Genomic DNA, 24,277 nt, shown 5'->3' on the forward strand with positions numbered 1-24,277 from the left:
ATACTCGGTACTATTTCAAAAAACAGGACGAGGATCTGTACATTAAGTATATCTTCGAAGTAGATATTACAATTAAAAATGAGTGAGAGCTTTGTTTAATAGTATATTTATTGTAATATTGCGATTAAATAATTAAAAAGAAAATGGGTTTAGCCAAAACCGAAATATTTACAGATCAGCAAAACCAAATTGCCATTTTTGCCAAGGCATTCGGGCATCCTGCCCGGGTAGCTATTTTGCAGCAATTGTTTAAAATGGATGCTTGTTATTGTGGTGATCTGGTTGAAGATATTGGTCTGGCACAACCTACCATATCACAGCATCTTAAAGAACTTAAGAATTTAGGACTGGTTAGAGCGCGCGTAGAAGGTACAAGCGTTTGTTATTGTATAGAGAAAGAAAACTGGCTGGCAATGAAAAAAGTAATGGGGCAGTTCTTGGATCAGGATATTATGGATAATACCGAATGCTGTTAAAAAATTTACCACTATTAATTGTTTTATTGCGATTAATTAATGTATTGATATGTCAGGAAAATCAGAGAGCAGGTGCTTAAAGAAAACAAAACGGGTACGTTACCTGTAAACAGAAACCAATAAATATACTATAAACAAAAACAGAGTATGAAATTATCAGAAATCAAATCCAGACTACAAGAAATTGATACTATTGGGTTTCAATTACCAAACGGATCTTTTGTGCCGGGACACTTTCATGTGACAGAAGTGGGGAGAGTATCCAAACATTTTATAGATTGCGGGGGCACCGTTCGCAGAGAAGAGGTAGCTAATTTTCAGTTGTGGGAAGCCAATGACTATGACCACCGGTTACATCCTGAAAAGCTGGTAAACATTATTGAACTCTCACAACGTGTTCTTGGTCTGGAAGATTTAGAGGTTGAAGTAGAGTATCAGGGTGATACTATTGGTAAATACGGTTTGGAGTTTGACGGAAAGCATTTTTTACTAACGACAAAGCTTACTAATTGTCTGGCAAAAGATAAATGCGGTATTCCGCCGGAGAAACTCAAAGTACCGCTTTCACAATTGTCATCATCTGCGTGTGAGCCTAACAGCGGTTGTTGTTAACAGCATATTTATTCAAAAATATTTTAAATAAACTGTAGTACGATCAAAAATGCCGGGAGGGACCTAAGACCCTCTCGGCTTGACGTTGCTCTTAATATAATCGCTATAATTAAAATATACCCATTCCATATATGCTTTACTGTTACATTAAAGAAAAAATAGCTTCAACCGTTTTTGTTATTGTACCGGATACAAAACTGTGAATGGTATTTGTTCAGGTATAAAGAAAACTTGTTTTTAGGGATTATTTTTTTCGTAGATACAATGATCTATTGAAAACCTTCCACTACTCCCCACCAATGAATAAAGCTGAATACTTACAGCCAGTGCCAGTAAGTGGTATTCATAACCTTCCAGACCTGGCTCTAACGTGCCGTTCCGGCTCATACTAAACCCCGCCTGATAATATACGGTTATGATGACACCTGTGAGCAATGAAAACATGACAAGGGCATTTGCTCTGGTGCCCGATCCCTGTCATATTCATAACATCGTCGCAGGTTTTTGTAAAAAAGAGCACTGCCACAGGAACTATCAGGATTCAAGGTTGTCTTACCATACCTGCCAGGTGTAAAACCGGTGTTTTTTTGGAGTATTTGTTCAAATTAGAAGTTTTGTAAAAGCCTAATTCGTTTGTAGTAATGGCATAGGCGGTCATAATAAAACCTCTGTATAATGAGATTTTACATTATATCTTTATTTTTCCCAAACCTGGGTGTTCAGAAGGGTAAAGTATGCCGTTTTCCAACGTAAAAAGACCTTTGAACGGGTCATTTTCAATAGCCAGATGACCATCTAGATCTGCATACTGTATATTGGGTCGTGAAAGGGCAAAATGAAGACCAGCAACAATCCCAAGGCTGCATTCATCAAGGCAGCCTACCATGGCTTCCAGACCTGCTGCTTTGGCTACGGAGTTAATGTGCATACCTTCAAGTATGCCGCCTACTTTCATTAGCTTGATATTGACCATATCAATAAACTTATTATGGGCCAGGTGATACACATCCTGCAAACTTTTAACACTCTCATCACCCATCACCGGAAAAGCAACTTTTTCGGTAACCGCTCCTATTTTTTTTCCAGTACCAACTTTAGTGGGCTGTTCAAAGATTTCAATGTTAAGGTCTTTAGTGGCTGCAAAAAATTCCAGGGCTTCTTCCACAGAATATCCTTGATTACCATCAAAACGCAATGTGATGCCAGGGAACTTTTCCCGAAGTCGCACCATTTTTTCAATATCTTCGGCCAAAGATATTCCACCCTTTATTTTCAGGATAAAAAACCCCTGGCTTATATATTCTGTGGCAGATAATAAAGTTTCCTGCAGCGGTAAAATCCCTATGGTAATACTGGTAGGGATGTGGTTTCTATACCCTCCCAGGAATTGGTAGAGCGGTATGCCGGTTTTTCTTGAAACAATATCCATAAGAGCCATATCTACCATGGCCAATGTGGAAGATTTTTTATTGACTAACCCTGATACTCCCTCCAGTAGCTGAGATACCATATAGGGGTTTTTGCCTTTTAGAAAAGGAATGACTAAACTTTTAATATTGTTTTCGACTTCCTGAACTGTTTCCTGAGTCACCTCTTTGTCGGGAGCGGCACAACCATAACCAACTATTTTAGAATTGGTTTCGATCTTCAATATGAAATTGGTGGTACGATCTACAGTCTCATAAGCAATGGTATAAGGTTCTGTAAGCCTGAAGTCCCATCGGTCGAAGCTTATCTTGGTTATCTTCATTAATATCTTTTTTGATATAGTTCTTCTAAGGGAGTATTTTTTATGCTTTCTACGAAGCGCACCATGTTTTGGATCATTAGTTCCCACATTTTCTTTCCTTTCTCGGCTGTTGCTTTTGTGGCATCACCCATGACACCACTTTCTGATATTTTGTGAGTGTGTACATACCACTTTACGCCGCGTTCGTTGTCATAATCAAGAAATTTGCTACCGAAGCTCATGGTTTCATTCACGGCCTTGTCCATTTGTACCATATCGGGCCGTACCGCTAAGGATGTACTGGTTTCAATTTCCCCTGCATGAATGTCATTAGGGGTATCAATAAGCTTATAAAGGTCAACATCACTGGTTTCACCGGTATCTACACACACAAAGATTTTGGCATCGCGGTTGATCATTTGTGCGGCATAGCTCAATGTGGGGGCATTATCGCCATGACCGTTAAGAATGATTATTTTCTTTACTCCGTTTTTGGCGAGGCTCATACCCAGGTCATACACAAAACGGGAAAGCGCATCATTGGTAACGCTCAATGTGCCCTGGAAACTATCATGGTGGTAAGACACTCCAAAGGGAATGGTAGGTAACACCAGTGGTTTGGGTTCATTGCAGGCATCGGCTACTTTGTAGGCCATGTACTTGGCGTCATAATAATCAGTATCCACAGGTAAATGCGGTCCGTGTTGTTCGATGGCACCTGTGGGCAAGATAACCGTATCCACAGTTTTTAAGTAATCTTTTATTTCAGGCCAGGTCTTTTGTTCCCAAAGGAAAGAATGTTTTGTATTCATTTAGTGTCTTTTTGTAATGGTTTGTAATATACGTTTATTGGCAAGTCGCTCAAATGTGCATCTTGCCAAATGCGTTCATTTTGATTTGAGACACCATCAGCATATGCTGCCAGTATGGAGAACAAAGGCTTTCTGATGTGTAATGGCAAATCTTCCATTTTACTACGCTCATTGTCAAAGCGCAAATGCATAATCCTTGGATGGGCCTTCGCCAGTCTTTTGGTATGTTCGTTTACCTCAATATGTTTGCCACTAACCAGCAGGTGGAATAAATGAGCGGCATCACTACCAATTTGCTTTACATTTTTCTTGGCCAGATCTTGGAGTGCCTTTGAGATCTGGTCTTCATTATAGCTACAGCGTTTGGGACTCTCACCCAAAGCGGTTAACATGCCTACGATACGACGGCATTTTTCGCAGTTGCCACAAGGTAACATTCTTCCTTGCGCTTCATGTGCTGCATGGCATGATACCTGCTCTTGCTGCAATCTGGGATAACGTTTTACCAGTATCTTCATGATAAGCAACTCTGAAAGGCTTCGCAGTAGTGAAAATTGATTGATATTCCACCCTTTTTTGTGGTAATAACGGGTCAATGCATTGTCAAAATACTTGCTTTGGTCATAAAGTCCCTGATAATGTGAAATATTATGTTGAATGCCTTTCATAGTAGTGTCAAATTCGTTGCCAATCAAGATATTACCCACTTTACGTTTTCGGGCAACTGGTAATACTCCAAAAAGAAATACACTCACCGTCCACAGCCTAATGGGATAAATATCAGCACGAATGTTCTGAAAATTTTCTTTGATAAAGGGCATCTGTCTTACTATCCAGTTAAAAATCCGGTCACTATTACACCACGGTTTGGCAGTATTTGGTTCATTCTCTCGTAAATATTTATAGGCATTGATCGCCGTGAACCAATGCCGACCGCTCTCATTAACAAAAACAGGATGCGGGACACCCAATTCCTTTATTAATCCATAGGTTAGCAGACTGTCCTTACCACCACTGCTCAAGATGGTATATTCGTTTTCTTTGGTGGTCTCATTTACAGGGCTAAGGGTAACACCAGAAAATTGACTGTTTTCGAAAATGACTTCGGCAGCGGTATAGCGGTTTAGCTTTTCAGGAATGAGGGTGTCATACGGTGGTTTAAGAAATTCATTTTTGGTAAAAAACTTATTTACCAGAATCTCTCTGGAGGTGTTTTCCATCATATCTAAAAGGAAACGACGGTCTGTGGCATCAAATAGCCCGTCAAATACTATGGTATTACAAAAAAGCCCGTAATTAAGAGCTACCTGAGCTACCATCATTGAGGCCAGGTTTATGTCCGGTGTTTCGTTTTTATTGAAGTAAGGCTGGTCATAACTGTAAATAAGGTCTTTACTTATGGTTTCACTATCCATTCTGGTGAGGGTATAAGTTGCCTTGACCCTTTTGGGTTCAATGACCAGATGACTTACCTTTAGTTGCCTGAAAACCAACAGATCCCTTATTCTTTTCACTTTGTGTATTTTTTTATCAATTTAACAAGGGGTTCGGCGCCATACTTTAATATATCAAAGGCAGGTAAACCGGTTTCGACGGAGATATCTTCGCAAGCAGGCATGATTTCATCTTCCTTAAGGCCCTCGTGGTTTACGGTTATGGCAATGACCTTCTTGCCTGATATGGTTTGTATGGCATTGATCTGCTTTTTTAAAGGATGCAATTTATACCCTGGGAATCCATCATATTCCTTTCGTGTGGGAGCATGCTGCAGAATTACATAATCAGGCCTTCCGGCTGCTAAAATTTCAAAACCACCAGGGTAGGCCGGATTCATCAAGCTACCTTGTCCTTCAATTACAATGACATCGGGATTTTCATTTTTATAGGCACTTACAATGGCGTGCTCGATCTCCCCAGAAACGAAGTCATTGATGCAACTGTCCATGATCATACTATATTTGGCACCTTGCAACCAGGCCGTTTGGCCGGTACCAATCATTTCTGCTTTTTTGCCTGCTGCGTGCAGGGCATGCACCAATAACCATGCTGTGGTTCGTTTGCCAATGGCAGAATCGGTTCCCAGAACAGCAAGTTTTAGGCAGTCAACTTTTTCAATGGCCCCTGAGAAAAAATGAAGTTTATTCCTTGGAGGTGTTTTTCGAATATCCCTGATTCGCCCCCCGTATTCTTCGGCTAGATCAGATAGTTCCTTATAGTCGGAAATAAAATCGTGAAGGCCACTGTCTATATTCCAGCCCAGGGTCAGGGCTTTTTTTATGATAGTTTTGGCTTCACTAGGTAAGCGGCCACCATCGGGAGCAAGACCAATGACCAAGGTCTCTGGTATGTCTCCTGTATCTCGCAATTTCCCGATAGCGGAGTCTATATTTTTAAAAATGGGAATCCCATTCTCTTTTCCGTCAAGTACTGCTCCGGCATCCTGATTGGCATAGGTACTATCCAGAACGCCTACAATCTCATACCGCTCAGTAAATCGAACCAACCCATGGGCCGTTTTGCCATTTGGTGTATTGAAAGCACCTTCGCAATATACCAGTGCCTTACCATCTATTGTTCTTTTCATTTATTTAATTCTTAGCTGTTAAGACCGCTACAAAGCGGTCTGGTTCAAAATTTATCTTTTCGTCTAGTTCCAATAGCGCGATAAGGCCTGCCGTGGAAGCCGGGAGTATTTTCATACCTTCTTTCTTTAAAAGAAAAGAAGCCATTTCTTTCATTTTTTTGTCGCTGATATGAAAGGCCTCACCTTTTGATTCGCGCAATGCATACAGAGCTTCTTCTCCGTCAAAACTGTGCCAGTTAATAAGAGGTTCATTGTATTTACTTTCTTTTACAAGCTCTGGTTTTAGATCTTCACAATGCTCCAGTCCTTTTTTAAAGGAAGTAACAATGGGGTTTTTAAAACTTGACGAGGCCGCTATCATTTTAGGTATTCTGGAGGTTTTTCCTCTTTTGTAAAGGGTCTCAAAACCACGATAGATACCAGCGAACAGAGTGCCATTGGAAACGGGAACCGCACAGTATTTAGGCGCATCACCTAAATCTTCATAGATTTCTTGGGCTATTTGGGCATAGGCACTTATCTGTAAGGGTGTATTGGCTCCTCCGGGGTTGGCATCATACCAATCGTATTGCATTGCATAATCTGAACTTGATCGTACAACCTCTTCATAACTGCCACCAAGACGAATGACTTCTGCATTCAAACTTTCCATTTCCTTAACCCGTTCTGTATGGTAGGATAAAGGAATAAAAATTTTGCAGTTAAGTCCGGCGAGATTTGCTGCCAAAGCCACAGCTACACCATAATTACCACAGGTAGCCAAAGCCACGGTATTATAATCACGGCGCAAGGCGTCATACACCTGGGCAAATGCAATACGGTCCTTTTGTGTGCCTGAAGGGTTTTCGCCTTCGTTTTTAATGTAGAGCTGTCGCATATCAAATTCACGTTCCAATGTTTTGGCCCGCGAGAGGCTTGTATCGCCTACTTCAATATTGATAATGTCTTCAAAGCTTTCCAAACGGTCTATAAGTGTTTTCGTTTTGTCTTTAATAAAATCACTTAGTTTTTGTGTCTCTGACGAAACTTTTATTTGCGATGACTTTACTCCATCTCTTAAGTTCATTGTAACAGGTAGTTTGTTTTTTCTCTTGTGACCCCTATTGTTTTTTGGGTCACTTATTATTTTGAATAATTAGAGGTGACCTGTACCCTCATAAGAGGTTATAAATACAAATACCTAAACCGGGGTTTGGCCAAGACCCAATAAAGCAAGAAGTGTATTTAATTTATAATGAATACGATAGCATCACAGAATAAAAGGACAATTAGACTTTGCTAACATAAAAAGCGTATTCATTACAATTGATTTTTTCTGGATATTCTTTAAAAAAGAGGAGGTACTATTCAATCTGTTTCAGGGTTCACCTTTTCATTTACATTTCCCGCTTTTTTCATAAAAATGGTTTATGAAATCTCTGTGATCAACGCAATACGATGATTTTGAATCTTAAAAACAAAGTGATATGATTGCATGCATACGTTATAGGCAAAGTTTTTTGCGACCTTTTTAGACAAGGGTATTGAGAAAACAACATTCAACGGTTCGGTTACTTTTTTGGTTTTAAGAGGATTGATGTACTGTTTTAAACAAGGAGACTGCCTTTCTGCGGATAAGTAAAAGAATGTATAAGGTTTTGCATGCTAACGATTCCGGTGCCTGATTATCTTCAATCGTACATTAAAAAATCTGTTTTGAACAATGAAGACATGGCGGCCTTATTGGTTTTGTCATAATATTCACATAGCTCTATGAGTAATTTCATAGACTCTACGTTTTGAATGATAATACTTTTTAACTCTTTTGGTGCCTCTATATGAGTGAAATCAATATCCATAAACGGGTTATGCTTTTCCATAGTTTGCAAGAATATGAAAACATTTTCTTCTTACGACCCAGATATGAACATCGGGTCACCTTGGCCCTCTAATGGTTTATTGTACTTATTTGAAATTCTCCCATATTGGAGATAGCGTTTTTCTTATTCTTGCTCTTCGATGATTTTATCTACTTCCTGTATGATATCATCTCTAAGTTCTTCAGGCAAAGAAATATCAGGCTCTATGGATTTAAACGGATTTTTTTCGCTCATTGGTTTCAGATTCTATTTTTTTATAGACTTTAGTCACTCTTATTCTTGCCCGCTTTAATCTCATCTTTACGGCACTTTCATTAATCCCAAAAATGGTTTGAATATCCTTGACAAGGATTCCATCCTGATATTTCATTAAAAGTAAAGCTTTGTCAGAAGGCTCTACCAACTCAAGTGCTTTTAGAAGCAGCGAGGATTGAAATTCAAAAAGCTCTTCCTCATTAACATCAAAATCTTCGTAAGTCTGAAGGTCGTCTTTTTTGTTTAGTCTTAGCCAACGTTCGCTCAATTTTTTGTGAGGGTCACGTTTTACATATTTTACCAGAAAATTATAAGTAAAGCTATATAGCCAGGTCGAAAATTTAGCCTCTGCTCTATAAGTATCCAGCTTTATGAAAAGTTTTAGAAAAAGGTCCTGGGTCAGATCTTTGGCTTCATCTTCGTTTCTGACGAAGCCATAACACTTGCGATATACTTTTTCACCATATCTGTCATACAATTTCCCAAAAAGCGCAGAATCTTTGGTCTCTAAAATTTTAGCAATAAGTTCATCATCAGAAAATGCTGTGATATCTTTTCTAAAATCCTGGTGGGTAACCCCCATTAAAATGATTATGTTTTTCTTGAATTTTGGCAAAAGTCATTTAGATAAAATAGAAGTATAAAGTTAAAAAAAGTGACCTGAAAAACAAATAAAGTCTTGAGGTGCAGAAACACAAATAAACTACTGTTAATTTCTGAAATCTGTGAATACAGAGAACCAAAAAATCACATTGGCCATTTTACTGCTGTTACCAATAATACTGTAGCAGATGATCAAATGAATGGAAGACGCGATAAAATTGTTAAGCAATTTCCCGGTAAACGGAATATCTATGGGTTATGAGTATTAATGTTGAAGGGTCAGTAGGAATTATAGGAAAAATCCCGGTTTCCCGGGATGTTCTCATTAGTTCTTTCTTTTCAGTTTCTTTTGAATACTGTCTTTGGCTTTTTCCAGTTCCTGCCCTACTTCTTCAGCAGTTTGCTTGGTTTCTTCAATAGTTTTTTCAACATCCTGAGCGGCTTTGTCCACTGCCTTTTCTACTTCATTGGCTGCCTTCTCCACCTCATTTATTACATTCTCACTTTCCTTTTCAAGTTTGTCAATGGCATTTTCAGCATCTTCTGCAGCTTTCTCAATAGCCTGTTTGGTTTTTTCTCTGGTTGCCTCTCCACAGGCTCCCAAACTCATGATTACTACCAGTAAAAGCAATATGCTTAATGTGTTATGTCTCATTTTTTTCTGTTTTATTAATTAATATACGAATAGATTCTAAAATTCGGATACCAGCCCCTCCGTTTTTTTGAATATAAGAAGCATTGATATTTCCGGTTTTTTTTCTTTGATCATTATCAGAGATAAGTATATTCATAACTTCTGTAAATTCGGTTTGGTTAGATACACTAAGTATCCCTTTGGCTTCTACCAGTGTTACGGCTTCCTGAAACTTGTGGTAATTAGGGCCTATTACAACAGGTATGCCAAACACGGCGGGTTCCAGTGTATTGTGAAGTCCGGAAGTACCCATACCACCTCCAACATAGGCAATATGTGCATAACTATAAATACGGGTAAGTAATCCTATGGTATCTACAATAAGCACATCGTAATTGCTGAGATCTTTATTTTCTTTTTCTGAAAAAAGTATTGCTTTTTTTCGGAGACTTTCCCGAAGTTTTTGTATTTGCGCAGATTTCATGGTATGCGGAGCCAGAACAAACTTTGTGTTTTCGGTATGCTCATTAATATAAGGTATAAGGAGGGCTTCATCTTCCGGCCAGGTACTACCCGCTACGACACAAAAGTTTCCGTTACAAAAAGTCTCCATAAAAGGAAGTGTATTATCACGTTCGAGTATTTTCAGCACCCTGTCAAACCGGGTGTCACCTGAAACAGTAACTTGGTTTATCCCAATACTGTTCAGTAATTGGGCTGAAGCAGTATCCTGAACAAAAAAATGATCAATTCCTTTCAGAGATTTTCGCATAAATCCGCCATAGGGCTTAAAAAAGAACTGGTTTTTTCGAAAAATGGCAGAAATTACCAGGGTTTTTATCTTCTTCTCTTTTAGAACCTTTAAATAATTAGGCCAGAACTCATATTTAATAAAAACCGCCAGTTCCGGTTGTACGATCTCTAAAAACCGCCTTGCATTTTTAAGCGTGTCTAAAGGGAGGTAAGTTATGATATCGGGTATGGGATGGTCCTTTTTTACTTCGTAACCTGAAGGTGAAAAAAAAGTAACCAGTAATCTGTGATCCGGGAATGTTTTTTTTACCCGTTCCATTACCGGAAGCCCCTGTTCAAACTCTCCCAGCGAAGCTGCATGAAACCAAATTACCTTTCTTTCCTGTGGTATCTGTTTCCGAAGCGTATTAAAAACACCCGAACGCCCGCGTACAAAAAGGCGAAGCTTTGTATTAAACAATGCCGCTATTCGTATAAAGAAAGAAGTGATATAAACCAGTATGTTATATAAAAAATGCACCTTTTATTCTTTGCCTGCTAAAATACAGCCTTTGCTTAAAATTCATTGGGGTATCGTTCCTTTATTTCGTAATATTGTCCGTCTAATAACTTTGTTTGCTTTTTATATGAAGAAAATTCAAATGGTAGACCTAAAGGGTCAGTATGCAGATATAAAAAACACGATCAATACCTCTATTCAGGAAGTATTGGACTCTACAGCTTTTGTAAACGGCCCTGAAGTGCATGCTTTTCAAAAAGAGCTGGAAAACTATTTAGGAGTAAAACATGTAATACCCTGTGCCAACGGCACAGATGCTTTACAGATCGCCATGATGGGTCTGGGGCTTCAGCCCGGAGATGAGGTAATTACGGCCGATTTTACTTTTGCTGCTACCGTAGAGGTGATAGCGTTGTTGAAGCTTACCCCCGTACTGGTAGATGTAGATGAGGCCTCTTTTAACATAGACCCGGAAGCCATACGAAAAGTAATAACCCCACGCACAAAAGCCATTGTCCCGGTACATCTTTTCGGGCAGTGTGCTCCTATGGAAGAAATAATGAAAATTGCCGAAGAACATAATCTTTATGTTATTGAAGACAATGCACAGGCCATAGGTGCCGATTTCACTTTTTCTAATGGTACCAAAAAGAAAGCAGGAACTATTGGGCACGTGGCATCTACTTCTTTTTTCCCTTCTAAAAATCTGGGATGTTATGGAGACGGAGGTGCTATTTTTACAAATGATGATGAGTTAGCGCATACCATTCGCGGTATTGTAAATCACGGTATGTATCAGCGGTATCACCATGATGTGGTAGGGGTAAACTCACGATTGGATTCTCTGCAGGCAGCAGTTTTACGCGCAAAGCTCCCTTTGCTCGATACATACAATAAGAAACGCAGAGAAGCTGCGATCAAGTACAATCAGGCATTTGAAAACGAAAAAGATATTATTACCCCAAAACTGGCGAATGGCTGTAACTCTATATGCGATACATGTGATTGCCATGTTTTTCATCAGTACACATTACGGGTTCTTAATACCGACAGAGACCAATTAGTAAGCTTTCTCAATGAGAACGGGATTCCCTGTGGAGTGTATTATCCCATTCCGCTGCATGATCAAAAAGCGTATAAAGAAGACAAATACAACGATGCTCATTTTAAAGTGACCAACCAATTAGTTAAGGAAGTGATCTCATTGCCTATGCATACCGAGCTGGAAGACGATCAGATTGCTTTTATCACTTCTAAAGTGAAAGAATTTATACATAGTTCATGAAAATACTTGTTTCCGGTGGCCTGGGGTACATAGGTTCTCACACAGTAGTTGAACTTCAAAATGAAGGGTATGAGGTAGTGGTCATAGACAACCTCTCCAATTCATCTATTGATGTGTTGCAGGGTATTACGGCTATTACCGGTAAAGAGCCGTTATTTGAAAAACTAGACCTGAGAGATAAAACAGCCGTAGCGTCTTTTTTCGGGAAGCATGAAGATATTGAAGGGATTATTCATTTTGCCGCTTTTAAAGCAGTAGGTGAAAGCGTTGAGCAGCCCCTGGCATATTATGAGAATAATATTGGTACCCTTGTCTATCTCTTACAACATATACTTACTAAAGACACACCCTCTTTTATATTCAGTTCTTCCTGTACCGTGTACGGTCAGGCTGCACAGATGCCCATTACAGAACATGCCCCCGTTCAGGAAGCTATGTCTCCTTACGGAAATACCAAACAGATAGGGGAGGAGATCATTAAAGATGTATGCCTGGTAAATTCACATTTTAAAGCTATTTCCCTGCGGTATTTCAATCCCATTGGTGCGCATCCCAGTGGCTTGATCGGGGAATTACCTTTGGGAGTGCCACAAAACCTGGTACCATATATCACACAAACAGCAGCAGGTATCCGAAAAGAATTATCTGTTTTTGGAGATGACTATCCTACGGAAGACGGGACCTGTATAAGAGATTATATTCATGTGGTAGATCTTGCCAAAGCGCATGTCGTGGCACTACAGCGATTGCTGGAAGGAGCAAATACTGCCAACTATGAAGTTTTTAATGTGGGTACAGGTAAAGGTAGTTCTGTACTCGAAGTGGTAAATGCATTTGAAAAGGCTACTGGTGTAAAACTGAACTATAAAATAGTAGAGAGAAGGCCCGGTGACGTTACCAGAGCTTTTGCCGATACTACCAAAGTTTCACGTGAATTAGGCTGGGAAGCACAATTTTCTTTAGAAGAAGCTCTGGAGTCTGCCTGGAAATGGGAGAAAAAAATTAGAAACCTGTAAAATTTTAAATCTGTATTTATGAAAAAGTGGAGCATCCTTTTTGTACTACTTATATCGGCGCAATTGATGGGTCAGGAATTGATTTTGCATTGCGGTGCCATTATAGATACAGAAACAGGAACCTTGTTGAAAGAGAAAACCCTGGTAGTATCCGGAAACCAGATCACAAAAGTACTGGACGGGTATGTTTCGGTAAACGACAAAAAACAAGAGCTTATAGACCTCAGGAGTAAAGTGGTTTTACCGGGTTTAATAGATCTCCATGTACATATTGAAAGTGAATCCCGTCCCGGGCAGTATTTGTCCCGTTATACCGATAATCCGGCTGATGTAGCTCTCAGATCAACAGTGTATGCCGAAAAAACACTTATGGCCGGTTTTACAACAGTTAGGGATCTGGGAGGCACCGGTGTAAACATTTCTTTGCGAAAGGCAATAGATGCAGGATGGGTAAAGGGCCCCAGAATATTTACAGCAGGCAAAGCAATTGGAACCACCGGTGGGCATGCAGACCCCACCAATGGGAGCCGCAAAGGTTTGTTCCCGCATCCGGGACCAGAAGAAGGTGTTATTAATTCGCCAAATGAGGCCCGTCAGGCAGTAAGACAACGTTATAAGGATGGGTCAGATGTAATAAAGATAACTGCTACAGGAGGAGTACTCAGTGTAGCTAAAAGCGGAAGTAACCCTCAGTTTACCATAGAAGAAATAAAAGCAATTACCGAAACCGCTAAAGATTACGGAATGCTTACCGCCGCCCATGCACATGGGGACGAAGGGATGCAGCGTGCGGTTAGCGGAGGAATAAAAACTATAGAACACGGTACTTTTATGAGTGAGGAGACCATGGAACTCATGATAAAGCACAAGGCCTATTTAGTACCTACCATTACGGCGGGTAAGCAGGTTGCTGAAAAAGCAGAAGTACCGGGTTTCTACCCTGAGGTAGTGGCTCAGAAAGCCAGAGAAGTAGGCCCGCAAATACAGGGCACTTTTCAAAAAGCATACAAAAAAGGGGTGCCTATCGCTTTTGGTACTGATGCGGGTGTTTTTCCACATGGTGAAAATGGCCGGGAATTTCGATATATGGTAGAAGCCGGTATGCCTGTTATGGAAGCCATACAATCTGCCACCGTTACCAACGCTCAACTTTTAGGTATGGAAGATAAACTGGGTAAACTGCAAGAAGGGTTTCTGGCAGATATCATAGCCGTAAAAAAAGATCCGCAAAAAGAAGTACAGACCCTCGAAGAAGTAGTATTCGTTATGAAAAACGGAGTGATCTATAAAAATGAGTAGCCGTTAGGAATGCGAAGAAAAAGAGGTTATGAGTGAATTTCCGGATATATACAGCCTGCTGGATGAAGCCGAAAAACAAAAGCTTTACCAAAAGCTCGTGGTCCAGTTAAAAAAAGATCTGCGATCTGCGCAAATATATGAATTGCCGGAAGACACTGTAAAACCTGAAGCCTTAAAAACCTTTTTACAGCAAACCGTTCTGCATTTAATTAACCATAACTTTGCAACGTATCTTAACCTTCTTTACATTGTAGATGTTCATGAGAGCCAGATTAAACAGTTGGACGGAGCAGACGTAGGCCAATTGTCTGAGGGGGTTACTTTTCTTATACTAAAAAGAGAGTGGCAAAAGGTTTGGATACGTAATAACTTGTCTAAATAATTGTGTTTTTACAGGTTGAGCGTGAAACATTTAAAATCCTGTTAAGAATCCTATTTTCTTAGAGTAATAAATAGAGGTTGTTGCTAAATGTTGTATTTTTGAACAAATTTTATCACAAAGATATTTTGCAAACGATTATATGGATAAATATTCCTTTTTAAACGCTGCACACACTTCTTTTTTTGCAGATTTATACGATCAGTATTTACAGAATCCCGACAGTATTGAGCCCAGTTGGAGAGCCTTTTTTCAGGGGTTTGACTTCGGTATGGAGAACGGTGGTTACCCTTCTGAAGGAGATATCACTGTAACCAAAGCAGACACAGGAGAAACTGTTACCGTCTCAGAAAAAGTACGAAAAGAGTTTCAGGTATTACGGTTAATAGACGGTTACAGAAGCCGGGGGCATCTTTTTACCAAAACCAATCCGGTGAGGGAACGTAGAAAATATGCACCTAATCTGGACATTAGTAATTTCGGGCTTACCGAAAAAGATCTCGACAGCACTTTTGACGCCGGAGATATCTTAGGTATTGGTACCTCATCACTACGAAAGATCATTGAGCATCTCGAAAATATTTATTGCGATGCAATTGGTATTGAATACATGTACATCAGGAAACCTGAAGAAATACAATGGATTCAAAACAAACTCAATGTAAACGATAATCATCCTGATTTCAATATTGACCAGAAAAAGCATATTCTAAAAAAATTAAATGAGGCTGTTTCGTTCGAGACCTTTCTGCATACCAAGTACGTAGGGCAAAAGCGTTTTTCACTGGAAGGAGGCGAATCATTAATTCCTGCGCTTGATGCACTATTGGAGAAAGCAGCCGATATGGGCGTGAAACAATTTGTTATGGGAATGGCACACCGGGGAAGACTCAGTGTACTTACCAATATTTTTGGAAAATCAGCAAAAAACATTTTTAGCGAGTTTGAAGGAAAAGACTATGAGCAGGCCGTTTTTGACGGAGATGTAAAATACCATTTGGGTTGGACCAGTGACCGCGAAACCGATGGCGGAAAAAAAATAAACATAAACATAGCTCCCAACCCTTCACATTTGGAAACCGTAGGCGCTGTTGTAGAAGGTATTGCCAGGGCTAAACAAGACAAGCACTATCCTGATGACTTTTCCAAAGTGCTTCCCATTATTGTTCATGGGGATGCAGCCATAGCCGGACAAGGAGTGGTTTATGAGATTGTGCAAATGGCACAACTGGACGGTTACAAAACTAATGGCACCATACATATTGTAGTCAATAATCAAATTGGTTTTACCACTAATTACCTCGATGCCCGCTCCTCAACTTATTGTACCGATGTGGGCAAAGTAACCCTTTCTCCCGTATTGCACGTAAATGCCGATGATGCCGAAGCAGTAGTACACGCTTCACTTTTTGCTCTGGATTTCAGAATGACCTTTAAAAGAGATGTCTTTATAGATCTTCTAGGCTATCGAAAATACGGCCATAATGAAGGAGATGAACCTCGCTTTACCCAACCCAGACTCTATAAAGCAATTTCAAGACATAAAAATCCACGAGATATTTATGCTGAAAAGCTTATAGATCAGGGTATTATTGATGATGCATATGTAAAGAACCTGGAAAGTGATTATAAATCCCGTCTGGAAGAAAAACTGGAAGATTCCAAAAAAGAAGAAAAGACAATTATAACTCCTTTTATGCAGGATGAATGGAAAGGTTTCCAGCCTGTACAAGAGGATGCCATGTTACAACCAGTTGATACAACTTTTGATAAAGATACCTTGGCAGAACTGGCCGAAGTATTGAGTAAATTGCCATCTGACAAAAAGTTCCTTCGCAAGATAGAAAAGCTTATCAATGAGCGGCACAAAATGTTTTTCGAAACTGACAAACTGGATTGGTCAATGGGAGAACTTCTGGCCTATGCCACCCTTTTAAAAGAAGGATTTGATGTTCGTATTACCGGTCAGGATGTGGAGCGTGGAACCTTCTCGCACCGTCATGCCGTTTTAAAAGTAGAAGATAGTGAAGAAGAAGTGGTATTGCACAATCACCTGGCAGAAGAACAGGGGCAATTCTTTATCTATAATTCCCTCTTGTCAGAATATGGAGTTGTAGGGTTTGATTATGGGTATGCTATGGCCAGTCCTGATACCCTTACCATCTGGGAAGCCCAGTTTGGCGATTTTAGTAATGGGGCCCAGATCATGATAGATCAATACATTTCTTCTGCAGAAGATAAATGGAAGCTTCAAAACGGACTCGTCATGCTTTTGCCTCACGGGTATGAAGGGCAGGGAGCAGAGCACTCTTCTGCAAGAATGGAGCGGTATCTTCAATTATGTGCCAAAGACAATATGTTTGTAGCCAATTGTACCACACCTGCCAATTTTTATCATCTCCTCAGGAGACAAATGAAAGCAGGATATCGCAAACCTTTAATCGTATTTACTCCTAAAAGTTTGCTGAGGCACCCCAAAGCAGTTTCTACAGTAGATGAGCTGGTAAACGGAAGCTTTCAGATGCTTATAGATGATACAGAAGCTAAGACAGATAAAGTAAAAACCGTAGTTTTCTGTTCCGGTAAGTTTTACTATGATCTCCATCAGGAGCGAGAGACCAGAGGGCGCGATGATATGGCATTGGTACGAATAGAGCAGTTATTCCCTCTGCCGGTGACCCAGATGAAAGAAGTTATTAAAAGATATACAAAAGCAGATGACCTTGTGTGGGCACAAGAAGAGCCCCGTAATATGGGTGCATGGAGTCATTTACTTATGCATTTTGAAGATGCACATAGCCTGAGAGTAGCTTCCAGAAGGTTTTATGCCTCTCCGGCGGCCGGGAGTGCTACCCGGGATAAAAAACGCCAACAGGAAGTGATAGATTACGTTTTTGATAAGACAAAAAATAATATGCATTAATTCAAAGTTCAGAATTCGTTCTGTACGCATCAATACAACACATAATTAAAGATATTACAGTATGATCCTAGAAATGAAAGTCCCTTCTCCGGGAGAATCGATTACAGAAGTAGAAATTGCACAGTGGCTGGTGGCTGATGGTGATTATGTGGAAAAGGACCAGGCCATTGCTGAGGTAGATTCCGACAAAGCTACTCTGGAGCTTCCGGCCGAAGCAAGTGGTATTATTACCCTGAAGGCCGAAGAGGGAGATGCCGTAGCGGTTGGAGAAGTGGTATGCCATATAGATACCAGTGCTGCTAAGCCTGAGGGTGCAACTCAAGAGAAAAAAGAAGACACCACACCTGAAACTGAGGCACCCGCAAAGGAAACCCCTGAGCAAGCTAAAGAAACAGAAAAGCAACCCGAAACAAAAACTACTTACGCTACAGGAACCGCTAGTCCTGCAGCCAAGAAAATACTGCATGAAAAGGAAATTGAACCTTCTTCAGTAAAGGGTACCGGAAAAGATGGCCGTATTACCAAAAATGACGCACTTCAGGCCGTGCCTTCCATGGGTACTCCGGGAGGAGGCAGCAGAGGTTCCGAGCGAACCAAACTTTCCATGCTTCGCAGAAAAGTAGCCCAGAGACTGGTAACTGCCAAAAATGAAACGGCCATGCTTACTACTTTTAATGAAGTAGATATGAGTGCTATTTTCGCACTGAGAAGTGAGTATAAAGAAGAATTTAAAGCTAAACACGGGGTAGGCCTCGGTTTTATGAGTTTCTTTACCAAAGCAGTAGTACGGGCATTGGGGCTGTTTCCCGATGTAAACTCAATGATTGATGGTGACCATAAGATCACATACGACTTCTGCGATATTTCTGTGGCAGTGTCCGGCCCTAAAGGCCTGATGGTTCCAGTAGTGAGAAATGCAGAGAACTTAAGTTTCAGAGGTGTGGAAAATGAAATAAAAAGACTGGCCATACGTGCGCGCGACGGACAAATTACCGTTGATGAAATGACAGGAGGCACCTTTACGATCTCTAATGGAGGCGTATTTGGCTCTATGTTGTCCACCCCCATTATTAATCCGCCACAGAGTGGTATTTTGGGAATGCACAATATTGTTGAAAGACCGGTAGTAAAAGACGGGCAAATAGTAGTGGCTCCGGTAATGTACGTGGCGCTTTCTTATGATCACCGAATCATAGACGGAAGAGAATCAGTAGGTTTCCTGGTAGCGGTTAAAGAAGCTTTGGAAGATCCGGAAACTATTTTAATGGATGGAAATGCAAAAAAAGCCCTGGAGCTTTAGGAAAGTGCTAAATAAAAAAAAAGCCTCTTTTGCAAAAGAGGCTTTTTTTTTATTTAGCAGCAACTCTCTAAAAGCTTATACAGTTACCAAATACACAATATTGTAAACCAACACGATAAATGAAAGAACAAAGATTAATATCGGTAACACATTTTCATTTCTCATTGACTTATTAGTTTCCATATAAAAAGCTTTTTTATTGATTAATAGCATAACACAAAAGTGTTATTTTATACCAAGGCCGGCAATACGTATAAATACGTATTTTACTATTCCTGATTTGGGAAACGTTATAGGTATTATTGGTTAAGGAGCACATCCTTATGGTCTTTGGCCCAATGTAGTAAACTATTAATACGGGGGTGAAGGTTAAGTTTTTGTATAATATTACTTCTGTGTTTTTCAACCGTACGAGCAGAAATATATAATAAATCTGCAATTTCCTTATTGGTTTTATCGCTGGCTATATAGCGTAATATCTTTTTTTCTGAAGGGGTTAATAATTGTATGGCCGTATTTTCTTTTTTACTTTCCTCCAGCAGTTCCATGATTTTTGGACTGAAAAAGGGTGTTCCTGCCAGTACAGATTGCAGGCAGACTTCAATTTCCTCAATGGCAAACTCTTTTAATACATAGCCAAATATGTTGAGCTTTTTGGCTTCCAGCAGCAACTCTTTTTCACGATGTAAAGTAATAAGTATAATTTTTACATCGAGTTTGTTTTGTTTGCATTTGGCAGCTACTTCCAGACCGGACATAATGGGCATTTGTATATCCAGAATAGCAATAGCAGGTTTTTTCTTTACAATTTCATTATAGGCAGTATTGCCATTTTCGGCCATCCCACAAACATAGTAGCCCTTCTCAATTAAAAAATCGTAAAGGCCTTTCAGTAATAATGGGTGGTCATCTGCAATTACTATGGGAGCTTTTTTCATAATACAGGAATTATAAATGACCAGGAGCTTCTTTTTTTTCTGAGTCTGTTCTCATAATGCTTTTAAGTTCTTGCTACGCTTTTTAGCATTTTTAATGCCAGTTTGTTAAAGCCCTTCTCATGGTCTTTTATCGTGATAATGTAAATATAATTTTCTTTGTTCAGTAGGTTGCCCGGGCGGGTGGTGTCTTTGCATGCTCAACAATATTTTAAGAAGCTTTCCCGAACGATTCTGAAAACATGAAGTTCTTTTTCGGGGATTATAAGCCTCTCAGAGAGCACAACTTCTCAACGTTACAAAAATACAAATACATATTCATTTGATCTGAAGTGCTTTGTGGTGTATTGATTAGTCGGGGGTTCTTCGTGTTGAAAATGAGCCAATTACAGTAAGCACAAATTGTAAGGCGCCTAAAAACAATTTAAAACAAAGCCCCGGGGTTTCCCCCAGGGCACTTGGTTATCGGTTACTAATTAAATAGTAATAACCAAAAAAAAGTTTATTAGAAATGTAATAGCTATTAAGACGATAATGGAGACGAAATAAAAACCAGACCTGTCTGATTTAGCTTTGACCTTGGTTGGCATACACAAAATTTTGACTATAAAAGTCGGCAATAAACATGAAATAAAAACGGGTGTTTTTACCTGTTTTTATTTCATATTTATTTTATATACAAACATTTTTTGTTGTAATCTATAACAGCTTTTGCCTTTGTTAACATGTCTGCTCCAATAATACCGCTTACAGGAATGGCATCATGTTCTATCAATGCAGAATTTACATGAGCCATATTGAACAGGATAATAGGAACATTTTTCTTATGCCAGTGGCCTATACTTACTTTGTTCCTTTTAGCAATTTGAGTCTCCATGCCTCTTGCACCGGCACCAGAGGCTTTTACTTCGGTTTCTTCCGGGGTAAGTCTAAAATGTTCAATCGTATCAAACCCAACACAAGTACTTGATGCGCCGGTATCTAAAATAAAACGCCCCTCTACATCATTAATTTTAGCAATAATCTCAAAGTGATTAGTATTAGTATGTTTTAAAGGAATACAAGTATATCCTTTTTCCATCAGGAACTTTTTTAGTGAGATCATTTTTTCTTTTTTTACAAATATAGTTAGTTATACTGTATATTTTTGCACCATGAATTTAACAGATACGCATACACATCTTTATTCAGAACAGTTTACTGATGATAGAGATGAAATGATACAGCGCGCCCTGAAAGCAGGTATTAAACGTTTTTTTGTTCCTGCCATAGACAGTACCTACACAGATAGCATGTTCCGGTTGAAAGCAGCATATCCAGGGCAGGTTTTTTTAATGGCCGGTTTGCATCCTACTCATGTAAAGGAAAACTTTGAAAAAGAGTTGGAGCATATTGAAGCCCTTCTGGCTCAACATAGGTTTTACGCTATTGGCGAAACAGGTATAGATCTTTACTGGGATAGATCTACTTTGCCGTGGCAAAAAAAAGCATTCAAATATCAAATAAAACTGGCCGTAGAGAATCAACTTCCTATCGTGATACATTGCAGAGATGCTTTTGATGAAGTTTTTGAAGTGCTGGAAGAAGAAAAGAGTGATGCCCTGCATGGTATTTTTCATTGTTTTACCGGTACCAAAGAGCAGGCTTTGCAGGCAATAAATTACGGTATGAAGCTGGGAATAGGAGGTGTGGTAACTTTTAAGAATGGCGGCCTGGATAAATTTTTAGCCACTGTAGATATCAGTCACATTGTGCTGGAAACCGATGCGCCTTATCTGGCCCCTGTACCTTTTCGCGGAAAAAGAAATGAAAGCAGTTATCTTGTGTATATATTAGAAAAAATAGCCGGTATTTATGGGGTATCTCCCGAAGAGATAGCAGAGATAACGACTGCCAATTCCAAGGCTGTTTTTGGGGTTTAACAATTATTGAACCGTGAATCATAGTTTTTTTTGTTCATTTGTGCAACCAAAATAAACTGACTTTGAATAATTTTGATGAGATACGACCTTTTAAAGATTCGGAAGTCAATGAGACCTTGAAAGAGTTGCGCCATCATCCTATGATAAAAGCGCTGCTTCATTTCACATTTCCGGGAAAAAAGGAAGATGATATTCATAATATTTTAGACCATTGTCACTCTATAAGAGATTTTCAGACCCGGGTTATTTATTATGCTGTAAAAAAAGTGTTGGACCGAAGTTCTGAAGGGTTTACTACCAGCGGTTTTGATAAACTGGATCCCGATACATCTTATCTTTTTATTTCAAACCACCGCGATATCATTCTTGATACATCATTATTGAATGTAGCCCTCTATGAGCACAATTTAATAATGACAGCTTCTGCCATTGGCAATAACCTGGTAAGCAAACCTTTTTTACTGGCATTGTCTCGCCTCAACCGAAATTTTTTAATACAGAGAGAGCTGGGACCTCGTGAAATGCTAAAAAGCTCAAAACAGGTATCATTATACATACAAAAACTTCTTGCCGAAGAAAACAGGTCCGTTTGGATAGCTCAGCGCCAGGGAAGGACCAAAGATGGCGATGACCGAACCCAGCAGGGAGTTTTAAAAATGTTGGCCCTGGCAGGAGGGAAAACTCATTTTATAGAGTACTTCAGAAAATTAAAAGTAGTTCCTGTTTCTATCTCTTATGAATATGACCCGACAGATATTCTCAAAATGCCGGAGCTTATGGCAAAGCATTTTGATATGGAGTATGTAAAGACAAGTAATGAAGATTTTAACAGCATATTAAAAGGAGCATTAGGACAGAAAAAACGTATTCACATGGCCGTTTGTGAAGGTCTGGACAAAGAATTGGATAAAATAGAACACAGCGATGAACCTGCCAATAAACAGTTTCAAATGCTGGCAGAGCGTCTGGATCACCTTATCCATAAGAATTATAAACTTTGGCCCTCCAACTATATTGCTTTTGATCTGCTGTACAATAAACAGCATTTTCGTGATGAATACTCTGAAAAAGAACGCCGTCAGTTCATGAGAAGGCTTGAAAGAAGAGTAGAGAAAAATAACACCGTTGCCCGGGAAAATTTTTTGGCCATGTATGCAAATCCCGTAATCAATAACCTGAATTATGGCGACAGGAAAGACTAATATATTATTGATCTATACCGGGGGCACTATTGGGATGACCAAAGATTCTAAAACAGGAGCCTTAAAAGCCTTTGATTTTGATAATCTGTTATCATACATTCCGGAATTGTCCCTTCTCGATTGTGCTATTACTACCATTTCTTTCAGGAAACCCATAGATTCTTCCAATATGAATCCGGAATATTGGAAAATGCTGGCCACTATTATTTTCGACAGATATTCTCAATTTGATGGTTTTGTGGTACTTCATGGCAGTGACACCATGAGCTACACGGCATCGGCTCTTAGTTTTATGTTAGAAAACCTTTCTAAACCCATTATTTTTACCGGTTCGCAACTTCCTATTGGTGACCTGCGTACCGATGCTAAAGAAAACCTGATAACTTCTATTGAGATCGCATCACTTCAGCAAAAAGGGAAACCATTGCTGAATGAAGTTTGCCTGTATTTTGAATATAAACTTTACAGGGCAAACAGAACCACTAAAATTAATGCCGAACACTTTCAGGCATTTGCATCACCCAATTACCCGCCTCTGGCAGAAAGTGGTGTACATCTTAAAATACATAAAGAATACCTGTTGCCCAAACCCAGGAAAAATGCTTTAAGGCTCCATACATCACTTGACAATAGTGTTGCTGTTGTTAAATTATTTCCGGGGATAAGCGAAAAACTGCTGAAATGCATTTTTACCAACCCTGCCATAAAAGCTATTATACTGGAAACTTATGGGGCCGGGAATGCACCTACAGATTCCTGGTTTTTTAAATTGCTGGAAGAAAGTATACAAAGAGGTATGTATATTATTAATGTTACTCAATGTTCTGGGGGTAGTGTGAATATGGGGCAATATGAAACCAGCGCCCAACTTAAAACTATGGGTATTATTGATGGTAAAGATATTACTACCGAAGCAGCTTTGGCAAAAGCCATGTACCTTTTGGGCAGCGATGTGGAGAGAAAGGTTTTCAAGACTATTTATGAAACCTCTCTCAGGGGAGAAATGGTGTAAAATTAACTATAGAAAATTTTATGTTGTAATTTTTTTTTTGTTATTTGCTCCCGCGTAAAGATTACTAAAATATAGAGAGGTGGCCGAGTGGTCGAAGGCGCACGCCTGGAAAGTGTGTATACGCCAAAAGCGTATCGAGGGTTCGAATCCCTTCCTCTCTGCTTTAACTTTACTTTACATAAATTTTT

The 24,277-nt window shown here is 39.5% G+C and carries 23 protein-coding genes and 1 tRNA gene; 12 read left to right on the top strand and 12 right to left on the bottom strand.

Annotated elements, in window-relative coordinates; translation table 11 throughout:
- Positions 1-143 precede the first annotated feature (143 nt).
- Together WAO84_RS08110 and WAO84_RS08115 are read left to right on the top strand one after the other, a co-directional pair.
- Complete coding sequence (locus tag WAO84_RS08110; protein ID WP_340064998.1) at positions 144-476, top strand: ArsR/SmtB family transcription factor; 333 nt, start codon at positions 144-146, stop codon at positions 474-476.
- Between the two features lie 147 nt (positions 477-623).
- Positions 624-1,088, top strand: a complete 465-nt coding sequence (locus WAO84_RS08115; protein WP_340064999.1) for a DUF6428 family protein — start codon at positions 624-626, stop codon at positions 1,086-1,088.
- Positions 1,089-1,325: 237 nt separating this feature from the next.
- Here the strand turns inward: WAO84_RS08115 and WAO84_RS08120 are convergent, their stop codons facing one another.
- From WAO84_RS08120 to WAO84_RS08165, 10 genes are all read right to left on the bottom strand, one after another.
- Positions 1,326-1,532 carry a hypothetical protein gene (locus WAO84_RS08120; RefSeq protein WP_340065000.1) on the bottom strand — a complete coding sequence of 69 codons (207 nt, stop codon included), beginning with the start codon at positions 1,530-1,532 and terminating at the stop codon, positions 1,326-1,328.
- A 244-nt stretch (positions 1,533-1,776) separates the two neighbouring features.
- The gene (locus WAO84_RS08125) at positions 1,777-2,838 is read right to left on the bottom strand and encodes a mandelate racemase/muconate lactonizing enzyme family protein (RefSeq protein WP_340065001.1); all 1,062 of its coding nucleotides are present in this window, start codon (positions 2,836-2,838) and stop codon (positions 1,777-1,779) included.
- Positions 2,838-3,629, bottom strand: coding sequence for a creatininase family protein (locus WAO84_RS08130; protein WP_340065002.1), 792 nt, complete (start codon positions 3,627-3,629; stop codon positions 2,838-2,840). Before WAO84_RS08130 ends, WAO84_RS08125 begins: the two co-directional genes overlap by 1 nt.
- Positions 3,626-5,143, bottom strand: a complete 1,518-nt coding sequence (locus WAO84_RS08135; RefSeq protein ID WP_340065003.1) for a hypothetical protein — start codon at positions 5,141-5,143, stop codon at positions 3,626-3,628. Before WAO84_RS08135 ends, WAO84_RS08130 begins: the two co-directional genes overlap by 4 nt.
- Positions 5,140-6,213 carry an N-acetyltransferase DgcN family protein gene (locus WAO84_RS08140; protein WP_340065004.1) on the bottom strand — a complete coding sequence of 358 codons (1,074 nt, stop codon included), beginning with the start codon at positions 6,211-6,213 and terminating at the stop codon, positions 5,140-5,142. Before WAO84_RS08140 ends, WAO84_RS08135 begins: the two co-directional genes overlap by 4 nt.
- Positions 6,214-6,217: 4 nt before the next feature.
- Positions 6,218-7,279, bottom strand: coding sequence for a pyridoxal-phosphate dependent enzyme (locus WAO84_RS08145; RefSeq protein ID WP_340065005.1), 1,062 nt, complete (start codon positions 7,277-7,279; stop codon positions 6,218-6,220).
- 604 nt (positions 7,280-7,883) lie between these two features.
- Entirely contained in the window at positions 7,884-8,072 is a 189-nt protein-coding gene (locus WAO84_RS08150) for a hypothetical protein (protein WP_340065006.1), read from the bottom strand.
- A 211-nt stretch (positions 8,073-8,283) separates the two neighbouring features.
- Positions 8,284-8,910 (bottom strand): RNA polymerase sigma factor, encoded by a 627-nt coding sequence (locus WAO84_RS08155; protein WP_340065007.1) that lies wholly within the window; start codon positions 8,908-8,910, stop codon positions 8,284-8,286.
- A 345-nt stretch (positions 8,911-9,255) separates the two neighbouring features.
- The gene (locus tag WAO84_RS08160) at positions 9,256-9,585 is read right to left on the bottom strand and encodes a hypothetical protein (RefSeq protein ID WP_340065008.1); all 330 of its coding nucleotides are present in this window, start codon (positions 9,583-9,585) and stop codon (positions 9,256-9,258) included.
- Positions 9,575-10,837 (bottom strand): 3-deoxy-D-manno-octulosonic acid transferase, encoded by a 1,263-nt coding sequence (locus WAO84_RS08165; protein ID WP_340065009.1) that lies wholly within the window; start codon positions 10,835-10,837, stop codon positions 9,575-9,577. Before WAO84_RS08165 ends, WAO84_RS08160 begins: the two co-directional genes overlap by 11 nt.
- 106 nt (positions 10,838-10,943) lie before the next feature.
- Here WAO84_RS08165 and WAO84_RS08170 point away from each other — a divergent pair, with 106 nt between their 5' ends.
- The 6 genes from WAO84_RS08170 (at position 10,944) to odhB (ending at position 19,018) form a co-directional block, all read left to right on the top strand.
- Positions 10,944-12,101, top strand: coding sequence for a DegT/DnrJ/EryC1/StrS family aminotransferase (locus WAO84_RS08170; protein WP_340065010.1), 1,158 nt, complete (start codon positions 10,944-10,946; stop codon positions 12,099-12,101).
- On the top strand, positions 12,098-13,117 hold the full coding sequence (galE, locus tag WAO84_RS08175) for a UDP-glucose 4-epimerase GalE (RefSeq protein ID WP_340065011.1): 1,020 nt from the start codon (positions 12,098-12,100) through the stop codon (positions 13,115-13,117). The genes WAO84_RS08170 and galE overlap by 4 nt, the downstream gene beginning before the upstream one ends.
- 18 nt (positions 13,118-13,135) lie before the next feature.
- Positions 13,136-14,416, top strand: a complete 1,281-nt coding sequence (locus tag WAO84_RS08180; RefSeq protein ID WP_340065013.1) for a metal-dependent hydrolase family protein — start codon at positions 13,136-13,138, stop codon at positions 14,414-14,416.
- Positions 14,417-14,444: 28 nt separating this feature from the next.
- Positions 14,445-14,798 (top strand): hypothetical protein, encoded by a 354-nt coding sequence (locus WAO84_RS08185; protein ID WP_340065014.1) that lies wholly within the window; start codon positions 14,445-14,447, stop codon positions 14,796-14,798.
- A gap of 139 nt (positions 14,799-14,937) precedes the next feature.
- Positions 14,938-17,718 (top strand): 2-oxoglutarate dehydrogenase E1 component, encoded by a 2,781-nt coding sequence (locus tag WAO84_RS08190; protein WP_340065015.1) that lies wholly within the window; start codon positions 14,938-14,940, stop codon positions 17,716-17,718.
- 61 nt (positions 17,719-17,779) lie between these two features.
- Positions 17,780-19,018 (top strand): 2-oxoglutarate dehydrogenase complex dihydrolipoyllysine-residue succinyltransferase, encoded by a 1,239-nt coding sequence (gene odhB / locus WAO84_RS08195; protein WP_340065017.1) that lies wholly within the window; start codon positions 17,780-17,782, stop codon positions 19,016-19,018.
- Between the two features lie 299 nt (positions 19,019-19,317).
- Here the strand turns inward: odhB and WAO84_RS08200 are convergent, their stop codons facing one another.
- Positions 19,318-19,956 (bottom strand): response regulator, encoded by a 639-nt coding sequence (locus tag WAO84_RS08200; RefSeq protein WP_340065019.1) that lies wholly within the window; start codon positions 19,954-19,956, stop codon positions 19,318-19,320.
- A 664-nt stretch (positions 19,957-20,620) separates the two neighbouring features.
- A complete protein-coding gene (locus WAO84_RS08205; protein WP_340065021.1) occupies positions 20,621-21,058 on the bottom strand; it encodes a retropepsin-like aspartic protease family protein in 438 nt (145 codons plus the stop codon).
- A 49-nt stretch (positions 21,059-21,107) separates the two neighbouring features.
- Here WAO84_RS08205 and WAO84_RS08210 point away from each other — a divergent pair, with 49 nt between their 5' ends.
- The 4 genes from WAO84_RS08210 to WAO84_RS08225 all read left to right on the top strand — a co-directional run bounded on the left by WAO84_RS08210 (position 21,108) and on the right by WAO84_RS08225 (position 24,250).
- Positions 21,108-21,875, top strand: a complete 768-nt coding sequence (locus WAO84_RS08210; protein ID WP_340065022.1) for a TatD family hydrolase — start codon at positions 21,108-21,110, stop codon at positions 21,873-21,875.
- A gap of 62 nt (positions 21,876-21,937) precedes the next feature.
- Positions 21,938-23,077 carry a 1-acyl-sn-glycerol-3-phosphate acyltransferase gene (locus tag WAO84_RS08215; RefSeq protein ID WP_340065023.1) on the top strand — a complete coding sequence of 380 codons (1,140 nt, stop codon included), beginning with the start codon at positions 21,938-21,940 and terminating at the stop codon, positions 23,075-23,077.
- Positions 23,058-24,089: an asparaginase gene (locus WAO84_RS08220; RefSeq protein WP_340065024.1), complete on the top strand. Its 1,032-nt coding sequence runs from the start codon at positions 23,058-23,060 to the stop codon at positions 24,087-24,089. The genes WAO84_RS08215 and WAO84_RS08220 overlap by 20 nt, the downstream gene beginning before the upstream one ends.
- A 73-nt stretch (positions 24,090-24,162) precedes the next feature.
- A tRNA-Ser gene (locus tag WAO84_RS08225) sits at positions 24,163-24,250 on the top strand.
- The last annotated feature ends 27 nt before the right edge of the window (positions 24,251-24,277 follow it).

Source organism: Ascidiimonas aurantiaca (assembly GCF_037646345.1).
In the GTDB taxonomy this organism is placed as follows: Bacteria; Bacteroidota; Bacteroidia; order Flavobacteriales; family Flavobacteriaceae; genus Ascidiimonas; species Ascidiimonas aurantiaca.

Excerpts from the sequence above, each read along its gene's own strand:
- WAO84_RS08110 (WP_340064998.1), top strand. The coding sequence starts at position 144 with ATGGGTTTAGCCAAAACCGAAATATTTACAGATCAGCAAAACCAAATT.
- WAO84_RS08115 (WP_340064999.1), top strand. The coding sequence starts at position 624 with ATGAAATTATCAGAAATCAAATCCAGACTACAAGAAATTGATACTATT.
- WAO84_RS08120 (WP_340065000.1), bottom strand. The coding sequence starts at position 1,532 with ATGTTTTCATTGCTCACAGGTGTCATCATAACCGTATATTATCAGGCG.
- WAO84_RS08125 (WP_340065001.1), bottom strand. The coding sequence starts at position 2,838 with ATGAAGATAACCAAGATAAGCTTCGACCGATGGGACTTCAGGCTTACA.
- WAO84_RS08130 (WP_340065002.1), bottom strand. The coding sequence starts at position 3,629 with ATGAATACAAAACATTCTTTCCTTTGGGAACAAAAGACCTGGCCTGAA.
- WAO84_RS08140 (WP_340065004.1), bottom strand. The coding sequence starts at position 6,213 with ATGAAAAGAACAATAGATGGTAAGGCACTGGTATATTGCGAAGGTGCT.
- WAO84_RS08145 (WP_340065005.1), bottom strand. The coding sequence starts at position 7,279 with ATGAACTTAAGAGATGGAGTAAAGTCATCGCAAATAAAAGTTTCGTCA.
- WAO84_RS08150 (WP_340065006.1), bottom strand. The coding sequence starts at position 8,072 with ATGGAAAAGCATAACCCGTTTATGGATATTGATTTCACTCATATAGAG.
- WAO84_RS08155 (WP_340065007.1), bottom strand. The coding sequence starts at position 8,910 with ATGGGGGTTACCCACCAGGATTTTAGAAAAGATATCACAGCATTTTCT.
- WAO84_RS08160 (WP_340065008.1), bottom strand. The coding sequence starts at position 9,585 with ATGAGACATAACACATTAAGCATATTGCTTTTACTGGTAGTAATCATG.
- WAO84_RS08170 (WP_340065010.1), top strand. The coding sequence starts at position 10,944 with ATGAAGAAAATTCAAATGGTAGACCTAAAGGGTCAGTATGCAGATATA.
- galE (WP_340065011.1), top strand. The coding sequence starts at position 12,098 with ATGAAAATACTTGTTTCCGGTGGCCTGGGGTACATAGGTTCTCACACA.
- WAO84_RS08180 (WP_340065013.1), top strand. The coding sequence starts at position 13,136 with ATGAAAAAGTGGAGCATCCTTTTTGTACTACTTATATCGGCGCAATTG.
- WAO84_RS08185 (WP_340065014.1), top strand. The coding sequence starts at position 14,445 with ATGAGTGAATTTCCGGATATATACAGCCTGCTGGATGAAGCCGAAAAA.
- WAO84_RS08190 (WP_340065015.1), top strand. The coding sequence starts at position 14,938 with ATGGATAAATATTCCTTTTTAAACGCTGCACACACTTCTTTTTTTGCA.
- odhB (WP_340065017.1), top strand. The coding sequence starts at position 17,780 with ATGATCCTAGAAATGAAAGTCCCTTCTCCGGGAGAATCGATTACAGAA.
- WAO84_RS08200 (WP_340065019.1), bottom strand. The coding sequence starts at position 19,956 with ATGAAAAAAGCTCCCATAGTAATTGCAGATGACCACCCATTATTACTG.
- WAO84_RS08205 (WP_340065021.1), bottom strand. The coding sequence starts at position 21,058 with ATGATCTCACTAAAAAAGTTCCTGATGGAAAAAGGATATACTTGTATT.
- WAO84_RS08210 (WP_340065022.1), top strand. The coding sequence starts at position 21,108 with ATGAATTTAACAGATACGCATACACATCTTTATTCAGAACAGTTTACT.
- WAO84_RS08220 (WP_340065024.1), top strand. The coding sequence starts at position 23,058 with ATGGCGACAGGAAAGACTAATATATTATTGATCTATACCGGGGGCACT.